General features: G+C 64.4%; 11 protein-coding genes. 4 read left to right on the top strand and 7 right to left on the bottom strand.

Annotated features, from left to right (window positions below; translation table 11 throughout):
* Positions 1-92: 92 nt before the first annotated feature.
* Entirely contained in the window at positions 93-800 is a 708-nt protein-coding gene (locus IIB36_03660) for a hypothetical protein (protein MCH7530842.1), read from the top strand.
* Positions 801-936: 136 nt separating this feature from the next.
* On the opposite strand, the gene IIB36_03655 is transcribed toward IIB36_03660, so the two are convergent.
* Complete coding sequence (locus IIB36_03655; GenBank protein ID MCH7530841.1) at positions 937-2,034, bottom strand: PQQ-dependent sugar dehydrogenase; 1,098 nt, start codon at positions 2,032-2,034, stop codon at positions 937-939.
* A gap of 338 nt (positions 2,035-2,372) precedes the next feature.
* On the opposite strand from IIB36_03655, the gene IIB36_03650 reads away from it, so the two are divergent.
* Positions 2,373-3,134, top strand: a complete 762-nt coding sequence (locus IIB36_03650; GenBank protein ID MCH7530840.1) for a WecB/TagA/CpsF family glycosyltransferase — start codon at positions 2,373-2,375, stop codon at positions 3,132-3,134.
* On the opposite strand, the gene IIB36_03645 is transcribed toward IIB36_03650, so the two are convergent.
* Both IIB36_03645 and IIB36_03640 read right to left on the bottom strand, forming a co-directional pair.
* Positions 3,121-4,965 (bottom strand): PQQ-dependent sugar dehydrogenase, encoded by a 1,845-nt coding sequence (locus tag IIB36_03645; protein MCH7530839.1) that lies wholly within the window; start codon positions 4,963-4,965, stop codon positions 3,121-3,123. The genes IIB36_03650 and IIB36_03645 overlap by 14 nt on opposite strands.
* Positions 4,966-5,032: 67 nt before the next feature.
* Positions 5,033-6,415 (bottom strand): Ig-like domain-containing protein, encoded by a 1,383-nt coding sequence (locus tag IIB36_03640; protein ID MCH7530838.1) that lies wholly within the window; start codon positions 6,413-6,415, stop codon positions 5,033-5,035.
* Between the two features lie 157 nt (positions 6,416-6,572).
* Between IIB36_03640 and IIB36_03635 the strand changes: the two genes are divergently transcribed.
* Together IIB36_03635 and IIB36_03630 are read left to right on the top strand one after the other, a co-directional pair.
* Positions 6,573-7,547 (top strand): NAD-dependent epimerase/dehydratase family protein, encoded by a 975-nt coding sequence (locus IIB36_03635; protein MCH7530837.1) that lies wholly within the window; start codon positions 6,573-6,575, stop codon positions 7,545-7,547.
* A gap of 152 nt (positions 7,548-7,699) precedes the next feature.
* Positions 7,700-8,647 carry a glycosyltransferase family 4 protein gene (locus IIB36_03630; protein MCH7530836.1) on the top strand — a complete coding sequence of 316 codons (948 nt, stop codon included), beginning with the start codon at positions 7,700-7,702 and terminating at the stop codon, positions 8,645-8,647.
* Positions 8,648-8,685: 38 nt separating this feature from the next.
* Here IIB36_03630 and IIB36_03625 read toward each other — a convergent pair whose 3' ends face one another.
* The 4 genes from IIB36_03625 to IIB36_03610 are packed head-to-tail and all read right to left on the bottom strand — an operon-like array spanning position 8,686 to position 14,265.
* A complete protein-coding gene (locus IIB36_03625) occupies positions 8,686-10,122 on the bottom strand; it encodes an Ig-like domain-containing protein (GenBank protein MCH7530835.1) in 1,437 nt (478 codons plus the stop codon).
* 19 nt (positions 10,123-10,141) lie between these two features.
* Complete coding sequence (locus tag IIB36_03620; GenBank protein ID MCH7530834.1) at positions 10,142-11,587, bottom strand: hypothetical protein; 1,446 nt, start codon at positions 11,585-11,587, stop codon at positions 10,142-10,144.
* Positions 11,574-12,902 carry a glycosyltransferase family 2 protein gene (locus IIB36_03615; GenBank protein MCH7530833.1) on the bottom strand — a complete coding sequence of 443 codons (1,329 nt, stop codon included), beginning with the start codon at positions 12,900-12,902 and terminating at the stop codon, positions 11,574-11,576. The genes IIB36_03620 and IIB36_03615 overlap by 14 nt, the downstream gene beginning before the upstream one ends.
* A 43-nt stretch (positions 12,903-12,945) precedes the next feature.
* Positions 12,946-14,265, bottom strand: coding sequence for a flippase (locus IIB36_03610; protein ID MCH7530832.1), 1,320 nt, complete (start codon positions 14,263-14,265; stop codon positions 12,946-12,948).
* Positions 14,266-14,269: the final 4 nt, after the last annotated feature.

The raw sequence follows: 14,269 nt of genomic DNA, 5'->3' as shown, positions 1-14,269 counted from the left end.
GCTCGTTCACCTACGGCGACGCCGTCCGGGCCGAGGACACTTACCCCGCCCTGGTTGCGGAGAGGCTTGACGGCGCGGTGAAGAACGCAGGCGTGTCAAGCTATGGGCTGACACAGATGCTGCTCGCCGCGCGAGACTTACTTCCGCGAGTCGAGCCAGATCTGCTCATCGTGCAATACTCGACTTGGCTGGTCGACCGCGCCACCCAGCCGTTCGCACCGAGCTACTTCGGCCTGATTCCGGTTCCGTACTTCTACGGGGACGAGGGGATCGAGCTCCACGGACCGGCGTTTGGCAGCCTGGTCTTCGATCTGCCGGTGGGCGGTTATCGCCATTCGCCGAGGAGCGCTATCGACTTCCTATCGTTCGCCTGGCGTGTGGGGCTGCCCCTGTTTCTGCACGACGACTACCATATGCTGTACTACTATGCGGGGCGTGCCATAGGCTTCATCCCCCAACCGACGAGCAATCGAGACGGTATGGTTAGGCACGTCTTTTCGGAGATGGCGAGGTTAGCGGACAGCGTCGATGCCTCGCTCGTGATCGTGGTTCTTGGGGGCGGACCAGAGCCGGTCCCCATTCCCAGGCATCTGCTGCCGGCATCGGCCGTCATCGTCGATGCTCATCAAGCCCTCCTCGAAGCGCTACCTGTGCGTGACAGGGCCACATACGACCGATCGTACGCACATTGGCGGGGAGAACCGCCCCGGATCGTCGACAGGCATCCCAACGAACGGGCTCACGACATCATCGCCGGCTCTATCGTCGACGCAGTTTCCGACTCGACGGGGGCACGATAGAATAGGAAACGACGGGCGATCGACGTCAGGTTCATCCGGGCTCCTCCCGAAAGGCGCGTGCCGAGCTGCGAGTCGACACGAGCCGAGCGGAGCCTGCGGAGTATCTGCTGTGAATCCGTCATCGCATGAAGTGACTTCAAGGCGCACCCGGCGGGGGTGCGGCTTCGAATCGGAAGACCCTCCCTCCCCAGAGGAGAGCGTACAACTCACCATTCCGATCTTCGCCGAAAGCAGTGATCCACCCGGGATTGTCCGAGTCCTGGAACAGCGACCCTCGGGGGAAGTGCTCCTGAACGTCCCCCGCCACACCTCCCTCGACCTTCACGCTTCGGATGAAGCCCTCGAAGTCCGCGAAGATGAATCGCCCACTGAGCGTGGGGGCCCGTACACCCCTGTAGACGTATCCGCCTATGATGGCCGCCCCCACGTCGTGGTCGTACTCCATGACGGGAAGCACGGTGGTATCCATGACCACCGTGCAGTCGGTGCGTCGGCAGTAGCTGCCCTCGAGCACGTCCCACCCGAAGTTGGTTCCGGCGGCGGTGCGAGGGACGACGTTCAACTCCTCGCGCCGATTCTCACCCACGTCGGCGATGTACAGGAGGTCGGGTCCGACGTCGAAGGCGATGCGCCACGGATTCCGGAGACCGTACATGTAGACCTCGGGGCGCGACGTAGCTGGCCCATTGGAGAACGGGTTGTCGAGGGGGACGGTGTATCCAGCCGGGAGGGGCATCCCGTTTACGCGTATACGCAATATGCTGCCTCTCAGGTCCCCCGTGTCCTGGGCGATGTGGGCCTCCTGAGGGGCTTCGCCATCCCCCACCGCGATCCAGAGGTAGCCGTCGGGCCCGAAGAGGATCTGCCCGCCATTGTGGTGCCCTCCGAACTCGGGGTCGTGCGGCACCGTCAGAACCGGCTCCCGTGACGCGAGATCGGCATAGTCGGGGTGGAAGGCCAGCCCCAATAGGCCCTGCTCGTCATCCTGCTTGACCAGCTCCACCATGTCCAGGAAGCGGCCTGTGGAGCCATCGAGGTGGATGATCTCGATGACGCCTACCGTCCGTACCACCATGAGCCGGTCGTCGCCTGGAGGCGACGTGAGGTGCGCCGGAGTCCGGAACCCCGACGCCATCTCACCGTCGCCGAGAAAATCGAACGCGAGACTCTCTCCTCCCAGGAGCGGGAGTTCGCGGTCCGATGCATCGCGCAGGCCCACGACAAAATCGAGCACGAGCCTCGAAGAGGGTCCGCGTCGCAGACACCACGGACACCTGTACCGAAGATTCGGCCCCATACGCTCCCTGAAGCACAAAAGCGGAATCGCTTACGGGTATCAGCTCGAGCCCGTCCCCGACGTTGATCTCGACCTGTTCTTCGGGACCCGGCACGAAGACCTGGCCGTTTCCGTCCCAAAAACGCCACACGGAACGAGTCCGGCCGTTGAGTCTCGCGATCCTACCCCCGCCAGTGTGCAGTGTGGGATACTCGTTGGCGCCCATGAAGGCCTAACTTTGAGGCGACGCACCGTCCAGAAGGAGCCTGCTCGATGACTCAAAGCGGTACACGCCTATGAGCCGTAACCCCGCCCACGTTCTGGGAGTGCCCATCACTCACCGTGATCTTGGGACGGCCGTAGCCGGGATCGAAGCATGTGTCTCCTCCGGCCGCGGTGGGTACGTCTGTCTCGCGCCCGTCCACATGATCATGGAGGCGTTGGACGACCCCTCGTTCTTCGACATCCTCGACCAAGCAGAGGCCGTGCTCCCCGACGGCATGCCGTTGGCCTGGTCGCTACGCGCGGACGGCTACCGGGGAACCGAACGGATCGCCGGCATGGATCTTACCCAGGCCGTGCTCGGGCTCGCACAAGAACGGGGGCTCACTGTAGGCTTCTACGGCGGGCATCCGGAGGTGTTGGAGCAGCTACTCGAGGTGGTACAGTCGCGCTGGCCGAGGGTTCGCATCGCTTACGCCTACAGTCCCCCGTTCCAGACGCAAAGCGAGAGCGAAGTGGAGGAACAAATCGAGGAGATCAATCGCTCGCTTGTGCAGATCTTGTTCGTAGGCTTGGGATGCCCCAAGCAGGAGCAGTGGATGGCCGCGAATCGGGCAAATACCCCGGCCGTCATGCTCGGAGTGGGAGCTGTCTTCGACGTTCTTTCGGGCGTGAAGCCCCAGGCGCCGATTCTGCTTCGCCGCCTCGGCCTCGAATGGCTTTTCCGCCTCGTGCTGGAGCCGCGGAGGCTCTTCTGGAGATACGCGCGCCACAACCCGCGGTTCGTGTGGAGAAGTATCGCCGCGAGAGTAGGCAAGCGCTTCAGTCGTTCGTAGGCGTCGCGGCTTCGAATCGGAAGATCCGCCCCCCGAAGAGAAGAACATACAACTCACCATTCCGATCCACGCCGAAGGCGTGGATCCACCCGGGGTTGTCCGAGTCCTTGAACAGCGACCCCAGAGGGAAGTGCTCCTGAACGTCCCCCGCCACGCCTCCCACGACGCTCACGCTTCGGATGAACCCCTCGAAGTCCGCGAAGACGAATCGCCCGCTGAGCGTGGGAGCCCGCTCACCCGTATAGACATATCCGCCTATGATGGCCGCCCCCACGTCGTGGTCGTATTCCAAGACAGGAAGCACGGTGGTGTCCAACACCGCAGTGCAGTCGGTGCGCCGACAGTAGCTGCCCTCGAGCACATTCCAACCGAAGTTGGATCCCGCGGCAGTCCGGGACACGACGTTCAGCTCCTCGCGCCGGTTCTCACCTACGTCGGAGATGTACAGGAGGTCGGGTCCCGCATCGAAGGAGATGCGCCACGGGTTTCGGAGGCCGTACATGTAGACCTCGGGGCGTGACGTAGCTGGCCCATTGGCGAATGGGTTGTCCAAGGGGACGGTGTACGCGGCCGCGAGGGGCGCCCCGTTTACACGGATACGCAGTATGCTCCCCCTGAAGTCTCCCGTGTTCGTGGCGACGAGGTCCGTCTGGGGCGATTCACCGTCCCCGACGGTGATCCACAGGTAGCCGTCCGGCCCGAAGACGATCTGCCCCGCATTGTGGTGCCCTCCGAACTCGGGATCGTGGGTCACCGTCAGAACGGGCTCCCGCGACGCGAGATCGGCAAGGTCGGGGTCGGAGCTCACCGTCATGCGGTCGATCTGCGTGTTTCCGTCGAGCGACGTGTAGGAGACGAAGAAGGTGCCGTTGCTGGCATAGTCGGGGTGGAAGGCCAGCCCGAGTAGGCCCTGCTCGTCACCCTGCTTGACCAGGTCGATCAGGTCCACGAAGCGGCTCGTGGACTGGTCTGGGTGGATGATGTCGATGACTCCTATCTTCCGTGCCACCATGAGCCGGTCGTCGCCCGGAGGTGAAGTCAGATGTGTCGGAAACCGGAAGTCCGACGCCATCTCGCGAAGGCAGATGCCGTCCAGCGTGGGTCCGGAACACGGCGCCTCCACAACCTCCACCGGGACCGGCGCGAAGGTCGCCACCTCGAGCTCACCAGCCGTGAGGCGCACACGAATGGAGTCGGTCCCCACCAACCCTCCAGCTATGCTCCACGATTCACCATCCGAAGTCAGTAGGACGGCCCCGCCGCCCTGGACCACCTCCACCGCCAACGTCTCGCTCTCGAGGGGCGCGAGCGCCTGGTCGGTCGAATCCCTGAGGCTCACGTCCAACGTCAACACGTCATCCGTGTCGAGGTGGAAGGCCCCATCGGCCGCCGAACCCGTTGCCGTCAGGGTATCGTTGCCAGCGACAAGCAAGACAGATGTCGGCAGCGCGTGTACCACCATCGGGAATGCGGCCGCCTCGAAGCGGCTCCGCGAGGGCGCCACAACCGAGACTTGAACCGAAGATTGGGCTGCGGAGACTCCTCGAAGGACGAAGAAAGAATTCCCCGCGGAAATCAGCTCGAGCCCCCCCCCGACAGTGATCTCGACCCGGTCCTCGGGGTCTGGAACGAAGACCTGGCCACTCCCGTCCCAGAACGCCACCTGGAAGGAGTCCGTCTGGAACGTTTCCCGGATCGCTGGAAGGGTGACGGCCCCGAAGGCCGTCGCCTCCGCCCTCAGGTCCGGGAAGACCAACTGGACTGTGATCGGGTCGAGGGGGACGTCGGGCTCGACGCCCTCGTCGTCGCACGCCAACGCCAGGAGCAGCACACCTGACAGTCCCAGGGCAGTTCTAGTTCGAATTCTCTTGGTCCCACCCACGCTCATCGCGGCTGCCTCAGCGTCCGATCTGGACAAATTGAAACCCACTCACGGCTGATGGTACGTCGACGGACTGCACCAGGCCCTGCCCCAACTGGCCGAAGGAACTTGTTCCCCAGCAGAACGCTAGCAGGCTGACCCGCTCCACCGCACACGAGGTCGAGGCGCCGGCGAACACACTATAGTACAAGTTATCGCCAATGAGTTGTGGGACCCCCTGTAGCACGTTGGCGCCGTTGCCCAATTGCCCTGACGCGCCTTCTCCCCAGCAGTACAGTCGGCCATTCGACGCCAGTGCACACGTGTGGTACAGGCCGGCGGAGATCGACCCGTACCGTATCCTGAAGGCTACGGAGGTGGGGACCAAGTGATCGGTGACTTTGCCGATCCCGAGCTGAGCATGCTCGTTTGCGCCCCAGCAGCGTGCGCGCTGGCCCTCATCGATTGCGCAAGTGTGACCGGCCCCGGCCGACACGCTGAGGAACCGAGCCCCCGTGGCGATGCGTACCGGCAGCCGCGAGTCCGTCGTCGATCCATCGCCCAACTGCCCTCGGTCGTTCGCACCCCAACACCATACGATGCCATCTTCGGCCACCGCACAAGAATGACGACCGCCAGCCGAAACGTCCTTGAAACGCTGCTCCGACTCGATGAGCACCGGTTGCCGTAGACCTACGGTGGTGCCATCGCCCAACTGCCCGAACTCATTCCAACCCCAGCAGCGGACCCGACCGTCGACGGTCAAGCCACAGGTGTGGCGCCCCCCGGCCGCGACCTTCCGGAAGTGAAAGCCGCCCGCGACGAAGATCGGGGAGAGCGAAGAGAGTGCGGTTCCATCGCCTAGTTGCCCCTCGGCTCCCCGGCCCCAACACCAGATGTCGCCGGAACCCTTCAGGCCGCAGGAGTGTCCCACGCCCGTCGATACGGTGGTGAGCCCGCCTGGAGAGGGAATCTGCCTCGGCACCGCCGAGCCAGCCCGGTCGCCGGTCCCGAGCTCACCGCTGACTCCCCTTCCCCAACAGTACGCGGAGCCGGTGGCAGCCCAGGCACAGACGTGTTCAGACCAAGCTGCCGGCGCAGGGGGATCCACCGTGACCGGGACGGTTGCGCTGTGGCTACCAAGCGTGGCGGTGATCACCGTCTGGCCTTCTGAGTGCGCCGTCAGGAGTCCCAGCGCATCTACCGACGCGAGAGTGTCGGCTGAAGACCACACGACCCCTTCAACCGGCAGGGCGATCCCCTCGGCGTTCCGCGCCTCGGCTCGCAGTTGGAATACGCCGGTGACCGCAATGCCCACAGAGTCCGGGAGGATCGAAAAAACGGCGACAGTCTCCCCGCCCGGATAGACCACTCCCTCTTCGCAGCCGACAACCAACAGCGACAAGAGAAAGACCGCCATCCCTAGGGAAGTCCCTGGTCGCGTGCCCCCGGAGTGAGTATTCATGCCCATTGCCGTAAGAAAAGGGGCCGGAGTGGAAACGTCCAGGGCGCGTGGTCGAGCAAAGCGCTCAACAACTGTAAGGTCCGTTATGGTCGATGCTGGCGGGACGATCTTGGTGACTGGCGCGCGTGGGTTCATTGGGCCGTATATGGTACGTCAGCTGCTGCGAACGACGCAGCAAACCATTGTGGCGGTCGACGTCAAGCCGGTCGATCCGGCTAGCGATTATCCCCCACAGGTCGTTGAATTGGCATTGAATTTGGCAGATGAGGCGGCGGTCAAGAGTCTCTTCATCGACCACCGCATCGTCCGGATTTTCGACCTCGCTTCGAACGCCGAGACCGGTGGCATGGCGGAGGACTACCGCATCAACCTCACCATGACCAGCCACATCTGCGCGATGGTGAAGACCCATGACGTCGAGAGGCTGATTTTCTTCTCGACCTGCTTCGTGCATCGCAAGGAGGACGAGCTACCGGCGGGCGACGACGACTACGCGCCGGTGGAGGCCTACGGCGCGTCAAAGGTCGAGTCGGAACGACACATCCGCGCCACGCTGCCGGCGGACAGGTGGCTAGTGGTGCGGCCAACCTATGTGTGGGGAGCCGGCAGCAACCGCTTCGCAAACGGCCTACTCTACCGGATCGCCAAAGGGCAGATGCTGCTGTCCTCGGACCGCTCGATCCACCGGCACTATGGGCACGCGTCGACGGTCTGCGGCCAGGCGGCGGAGTTGGCGGATGCCGATCCCCGCGAAACCGCGGGGCGGGTGTACTATCTATCGGACCCATGGATGCCGCTGCGCGAGTTCGGTAACGTCGCGGCTCACAATATCCCCGGCAGCAAGATCACGCACGTGCCCACGCGACTCATCCGGGCACTCGGCGTGCTCGGCGGGCTCGCGGGACGCTCGGGCATCGCTTTCCCGATCAATCCGATGCAGGCGCGGGAGTTGACGTCCAGCTTTCCAATTCCACTGGAACGGACGCTGAGGCTGACCCGGACCCGCGTCGATCTGGACGCTGCCATGGCCGAAACGACCGCTTGGGCCCGAGAGGCAACGGCTGGCTGGACGAGCAAGGCCACCTGAGCGTGGCCCGAATCCTCGCCGTCGGCATGTTGCCGCCTCCGGTCGGCGGTCAAGCCTTGCTCTTTCAGGAGGCGACCGAGCACCTCGCGCTGACGCACGACGTCGACGTCATCGACATCCAGCTGCAATCGAACCTGGGCGACTCCGGGGTCATGGGCGCCGGCAAGGTCCTCGGCCTTTTGAAAATCCTGTTGTTCCGCGTCCTTCCGCTGCTGTTCGGTCGCGCTCACGACATCCTTTATTATTGCCCTTCCGGACCGAGCCGTTTCGGCGTCATGAAAGACATCCTCATCTTGCCGATCCTTCGTGCCAAGACGAGCCGCACCGTGTTTCATTACCACGCCACCGGCGGTCCGCAGTACGCCCTCGACCACGGCGGGTTGCTGCGCCGTCTCGGGCTTTGGGTCTACGACCGGCCGGACGTGGCGATTCGGTTGGCGGAAGGGTTGACCCCGGACGACCCGTCGGTAATCAACGCTCTCGAGGTACGGATCGTTCCGAATGGGATCGAAGATCCTGTGGCCGTGCATGGCTGCCGCTGGACCCCCCCGCGTGACAAGGTCAGGCTTTGCTACATCGGCGCGATTACGGAAGGAAAAGGGGTCTTCGTCATTGTCGACGCCGTCAAGATGCTCCTCGACCGCGGCATTGACATCGAGGCGATCCTGATCGGTGAGGGAAACGAGCGAGAAGTCGCCGATCTGAAAACGAAGATTGAGCTGTTTGGCCTCCGGGACCGGGTCGTGTTGGCCGGTCTGATGTTCGGACGAGACAAATTCGAGGCGCTCGCCAACTCGACGCTGTTCTGCTTTCCGTCCTTTTTCGGCTCCGAGACGCAGCCGCTTGCGGTGACCGAGGCGATCGCCCTCGGCGTGCCGGTCGTAGCCACCGCTTGGCGCGCCATCCCGAGCATCGTTCAGGATGGCGTCAGTGGTTTCCTGGTGGAGCCGGGACGCTCCGATGCCGTGGCCGATGCGATCGAACGGCTGATCACGAGCTCCCACATGCAGGCATTCAGCGAGTCGGGACGCGCCCACTTTCTCCGCACGTTCACAAAGGCGCGGTTCCTTGAGGCCCTGGAAGCGGCGATCACCCGGTAGAGCTGATCGGGATGACTCGCAAGCTCATCGCTGGTGCCTCAGCGTCCGATCTGGAAGAACTGAAACCCACTCACGGCTGATGGCACGTTGACGGATTGGACGAGGCCCTGACCCAGCTGGCCGAAGATCCCAGTGCCCCAGCAATACGCCTGGAGGGTAGTCCGCTCCACGGCACAAGAGAACGACGCACCGGCGAACACGCTCTGGTAGTGGCTCTCGCCAATGAGCTGTGGGTCCCCATGGAGCATGTTGGCCCCATCGCCCAACTGCCCTGACGCGCCTTCTCCCCAGCAGTAGAGGCGACCACCGAGCTCGAGTCCACATGTCTGATACAGGCCTGCGGAGATCGCCTCATACCGGATCCCCGAGGATACGGGCGCCGGACGTCGTCGATCGGTGAGGGTGCCCAGCCCGAGCTGGGCATGCTGGTTGGCCCCCCAGCATTGCGCCCGATCCAGCTCATCGAGGGCGCAGGTGTGGGCAGCTCCGGCCGAGACACTCACGAATCGGTGCCCCGTCGCGACCTCTACGGGGAGTGGCGAGTCCGTCGTCGACCCATCGCCCAACTGCCCTCGATCGTTCGCACCCCAACACCACACGATGCCATCATCAGCCACCGCACAGGTATGACGAGCGCCGGTCGACACGTCCTTGAAACGCTGCTCCGACTCGATGCGCACGGGTTGGCGTAGGCCGACGGTCGTGCCGTTCCCCAACTGCCCGAAGTGGTTCCACCCCCAGCACCGCACGCGACGCTCGACAGTCAAGCCGCACGTGTGACGACCCCCTGCCACAACCTTCACGAAGTGGGACCCACTGACAACCTGGACTGGAGAGAGAGCAGAGTTTGTGGTTCCGTCACCCCGTTGCCCCTCAGCCCCGCGGCCCCAGCACCACAACTCGCCGGTGTCCTTGAGACCACACGAGTGTCCAGCCCCCGTCGATACGGCCGCCAGTCCGCCAGGCAACGGAACCAACTTCGGAACCGGAGAACCGATCCGGTCGCCGGTACCGAGCTCACCGCTAACTCCCCGGCCCCAGCAATACACGGAGCCGTTGGCAACCCACGCGCACACGTGTTGAGCCCAAGACGCCGGGGGCGGCGGGTCCACGGTCACCGGGACGGTCGCCGTTCCGCTGCCGAGCGTAGCGGTGATCACCGTCTGGCCTTCCATATGGGCCGTCAGTAGCCCAAGAGCGTCTACCGATGCTACTGAGGTGTCGGGAGACGTCCACACCACGTCGTCAACCGGCAGCGTAATCCCTCCGGCGTTCCGCGCGTTGGCCTGAAGCTGGAAGGCGCCGGTGACCGCCACTCTTACATGGTCGGGTAGAATGAAGAAATCCGCGACGATCTCTCCGCCCGGATAGACCACGCCTTCTTCGCAGCCGAGAGCGAAAAGCGACAGCGAAACGACCGCCAAACCCAGGTGAATCCCTTGCCGCCGGGCCCTGGAGCGAGTCTCCTGGCTCATCGTTGGAAGAGAAGGTCCATCAGTGCGGACGTCCAGGGGATACCTCTGACCAAGACCCTGACACCAGGCTCGCTGCCACGAAGAAGCCCGCGAACTGGGTGAGGGGTCCGTAGTAGTCGAACGCGTTGTCCGTGAGTGAGATCACGCCCCATGCCATCAGGATGGCGAGCGCCGGGAGAGTCACTTCCTGCACGCGAGGGTCGGCTCTCAGCCCTGCAGCAACCGCCACGCGCAGCCACGCCAGCATGGCCACCGCGAAGAGGGCGATGCCCAGGAAGCCCGTGTCGGTGCCCAGGCGGATGTACTCGTTGTGCGCCACGAGGCCCATGTCCTCAGGAAAGACAGATCTCAGCACCGCCGTAGATGATCCCAACCCCAAACCCAGCCAGGGGCTGGCCATCCACGCCAGGACCAGAACCCCCCAGAACAACTCACGACCGGACCAGTTGATGGTCTGGTATAGCCGGATCGGGTCCTGAAATAGCTCGAGCAGCTCTGCGAGCGAAGGAGCCACGCCGAACGTGCGCTCCAGGAGCACGGGAGCGAGCATCAGAGTCAGGACCAACACCGCCCCCGCGCCGATAGCGGCCGCCCGGTAGTTCCTGCGAACCACTGCCGAGTATAGCGCCACCGCCCCCAATGACACCGCACCCGCGAGGAACGTGATGCGGGTCAGGGTCAGCGCGATCCAAATCGTCGCTCCGGCGGCTACGACGAGGTAGCGCATCTGCCCGCGAGAGGCGAAGCGCACCAGAGATACGAGCACCGCCACGAGCATTGCGAACGAGAACGGGTTCTGGTGAGTCCCCGCGCCCATGAGGCGTACCTCACCCGAGTCCTCGACGAACACGTCCCCCAGCAGGATGAACAGCGGGTTGATGACAATGAGCACTGTGGCCCCGATGAGCAGCCAATCCACCATGCGATCGATCTGTTTGTGGGTCCGGCCCGGTGCCGCCACCACGAGGAAGATCAGGAGGGGCCAGGCGAGTTTGAGAAGCAGCCGTAGGCCCTCGAGCGGGTCCTCGGAAGCTGGGATGGTGGTCGCGGCAAAGGCCAAGAAGAGCAGGTACCAGCGGACCGGCGGGGAAGCCAGACGCCCCCAATAGCGGCGGTCGGTGATGACCACCAGCCCGAGCCCGGCGCTCACGAAGATCAAGCGGATGCCGTTCATGTCCAGGCCACCCAACTGCTCGAACATGGTCTTGAAGCCACCCGTGAGGAACGACAGGTCCAGAGGGCCGATGGCCAGCATGGCGGCAATGACCCCGAGGGGCCACGTCACCGTCAGTCCAAACAGCACGCAGCCGATGAGCAGACCAAGGGTCAGCCACGGGTCCCACGAGGTTCCCACTGCGGAAACCACTACGAGCAGCACCACACCGGCCCAGATCGCCCGCGAAGGTCGCTGCTCGCTATGGGAGACGACCCGGGGCGCCTGTATCACCTCATCAGGTGAGGGCATCGTCGAGCTCTTGCATCACGCGCTCCACAGAGCGCTCCCGAGTGAACGTCACGACCCTCGCCCCGGAACTCCGAGCGGCGGCGATGAGCAGGGCGTCCCTCTGGAACGCCAGGGCGTTCTGGGAAAGGGAGAGGTAGCAGAGCGCGGGTCGCCGAGTCCAGGCAACGACCAGGACTTCGGCCAGGTGCCGCGCAGAGCGGCGGTCAGCCAACTCCACATGGTGGACCCGAAATCGCGTGCGCAGCTCGATGGAAGAGAGCAGCATCTTCGTGAAGACCGAGACGCCGTGAACAGGGGGCGGGGTTGGAGCGACTACCAGAAGTCCAGGTCGCAGATCTTCGGGAATTCCGGAGGCCCGTAGGCGTCTGCGCACGAACGCCGGCCAAACGGTCCACACGAGCAGCGCGGCCTGCTTCCGCACGTTCGTGACCTGGGGAAACCGGTCCCTTAGCGACGCAAAGGGCCACGCCGCCAGCGCGATGAAGAGCCGCAGGGCGGCCCTGAAGCCGAATAGGAGTCGCGCCGCCAGGCCGGCCACAAGGCCAGAGCGCTCCCGTATCAGTCGGACTCGGACCTCTCCTTCCAGCAGCTCCAGCGGTGAAGACGACCGTGCTGTCGACGCCCGGTGGTGATGCAAGGTCGTCACGCCGCCGAGGTAGCGGATTTTCCAACCCCGTTTCTCGAGACGGAGGCACAGCGCCAGATCCTCATGGTACATGAACACTTCGTCGGGCATCCCGCCCACATCCAATACCGCCTCGCCGCGGACCATGATGAAGGCACCCATGAGCGCCTCTACGTCGCGATCGCCCTCGTGGTCCCAATCCCCCATCACCTGGTGCGCGAACACGCGACTGTGGGGGAAGAATACATGGAGGTAGAAAGCCTCCCAAACGAGATCCAGAAGTCGATAGTGTCGTCGGGCGGATTCGACCTGGACTCGTCCGTCCGGAAGCAGAACTCGGCACCCGACGGCGCCAAGGGAGGGATCCGCGTCCAACTCTCGGACGCAGGCCTCCAGCGTGCCGTCGCCGACCTCCGTGTCGGGATTCAGAAAGAGGACGTGGCGGCCGCGGGCCTCGACCAGAGCCAGGTTATTCGCCCGCGGGAAACCCAGGTTCTCATGATTCTGAACGATCCGCACGAGCGGGAAGCTCTCTGCAACCGCCTGGAGGGTCCCATCGGAAGAGCCGTTGTCCACCAGGATCACCTCGACCTCGAGCTCGCCCTTGCGCTCGAGTACACGCTGGATGCACGTGAGCACAAGCTCCCGGACGTTCCAGGTCACGAGGATCACCGAAAGGTCGGGGCTCACAGGGCTCACAGGGCTACAAGGGGGCTCAAGGGGCTCAAAGGGCTCAAGGAGCGCTCCTCGCGCTCAATCCACGGGCGGCGAAGAAAAGCAGACCCGCATCCAGAACGGTCCGGAAGCTCCAGGCGCCCGCCGCACCGACGATGCTCCATCGGCTGATGCAGAACCAGGCGACGGCAATGTGCACAGGGAGCTCGAGCAGGTGCAGCTTTCCCGTCACGTCGGCCCTACCCAGTCCCTGCAGGACCGAGAACGGCACGAACGCCAACGAATTCGCCAAGACTCCGGGCGCGAGAATCTGTAGCGCAAGCACGATCTCTGGTGTCGCCTGGGGACCGAGCCACGTGCGCAGAATAGGACCCGCGAAGATCAGGAGCACCACAGCGAAAGGCCCTACGACCGCCAGGATGGCGATGCCCGCTTTCCGTGCCAACGACGCCGCAATGAGCCCCTTTCCCTGAGCTTGGACCGAGCTCACAGCCGGAAACAGGATCGCGGCAATGCTGCCCGGAACCAGGAGAACCCGAACCACCAGCTCGAAGGGCGCGGTATAGAGCCCCACAGCCGCTACGCTCACCAGCGCGCCGAGAAGGAAGCGATCGAGGTAAACAAGGACCGGGGACACCACGGTCGAGACGGTCGTCCAGCCCCCGAACGAGAGGATCTCGCGGGCCCGCAAGCTCGGATGCTCTGAGCCACGATCCTCCGGGCCAGCTACCAAGAGGTCCCGCGCGGCAACCCAGAATCCCACCAGGAGGAGCGCCCGTACACCCACTAATAGGAGCACGATGGGAACGACGCCCCACCCGAGCAGAACGGCGCCGGCGGGGAGCAGGTAGGTCAGGGTGCTCGCGGTGGCACGGATCAGGTTCAGCACAGCGAAGCGCTGGGCGGCCTCCAGGAAGCCGCGGAAGGCCGCTCCGACGGTAAGGATCGGCGTTGCGGCCGCAAGCAGCAGGAACGCGGCTCTGGCCTCCTCGCGTGCCCCGGGAGCCACTTGCAGCACGGATTCGACCAGGATTCCCGAGCTCGCCGCCATCAGGAGCGCCAGGGCCACGCCCAAAGCCATTTGAGCTCCGACGGTGATCCAGGCGATCCTGTTCAGCTCCTCGGGAGCGCCTGCGCCCAGCGACCGAGCCAGGAACCGGGTCCCGGCGCGATGGAAGCCGAAGTCGCTGAACACCGTGAGGAAGACCCACACCAGCCCCAGGATACCGAATCGTATCTCCCCCAAGCCTCGCAGCAGCAGAGGCACGGCCGCTAGCGCGACAAGGAGTGGCAGGCCTTGCCCCAGGACGTTGTAGCCGGTGTTGCGGGCTAGGCTGCGGGTCGAGAGGTCCGGAGGAATGCGGGCTGGGGCTGCCACAGCG

This window comes from Gemmatimonadota bacterium, assembly GCA_022560615.1.
In the GTDB taxonomy this organism is placed as follows: Bacteria; Gemmatimonadota; Gemmatimonadetes; order Longimicrobiales; family Gaopeijiaceae; genus UBA1138.
Note: the sequence above shows the minus strand (reverse complement) of the source record. Positions and strands in the feature narration are given on the sequence as shown.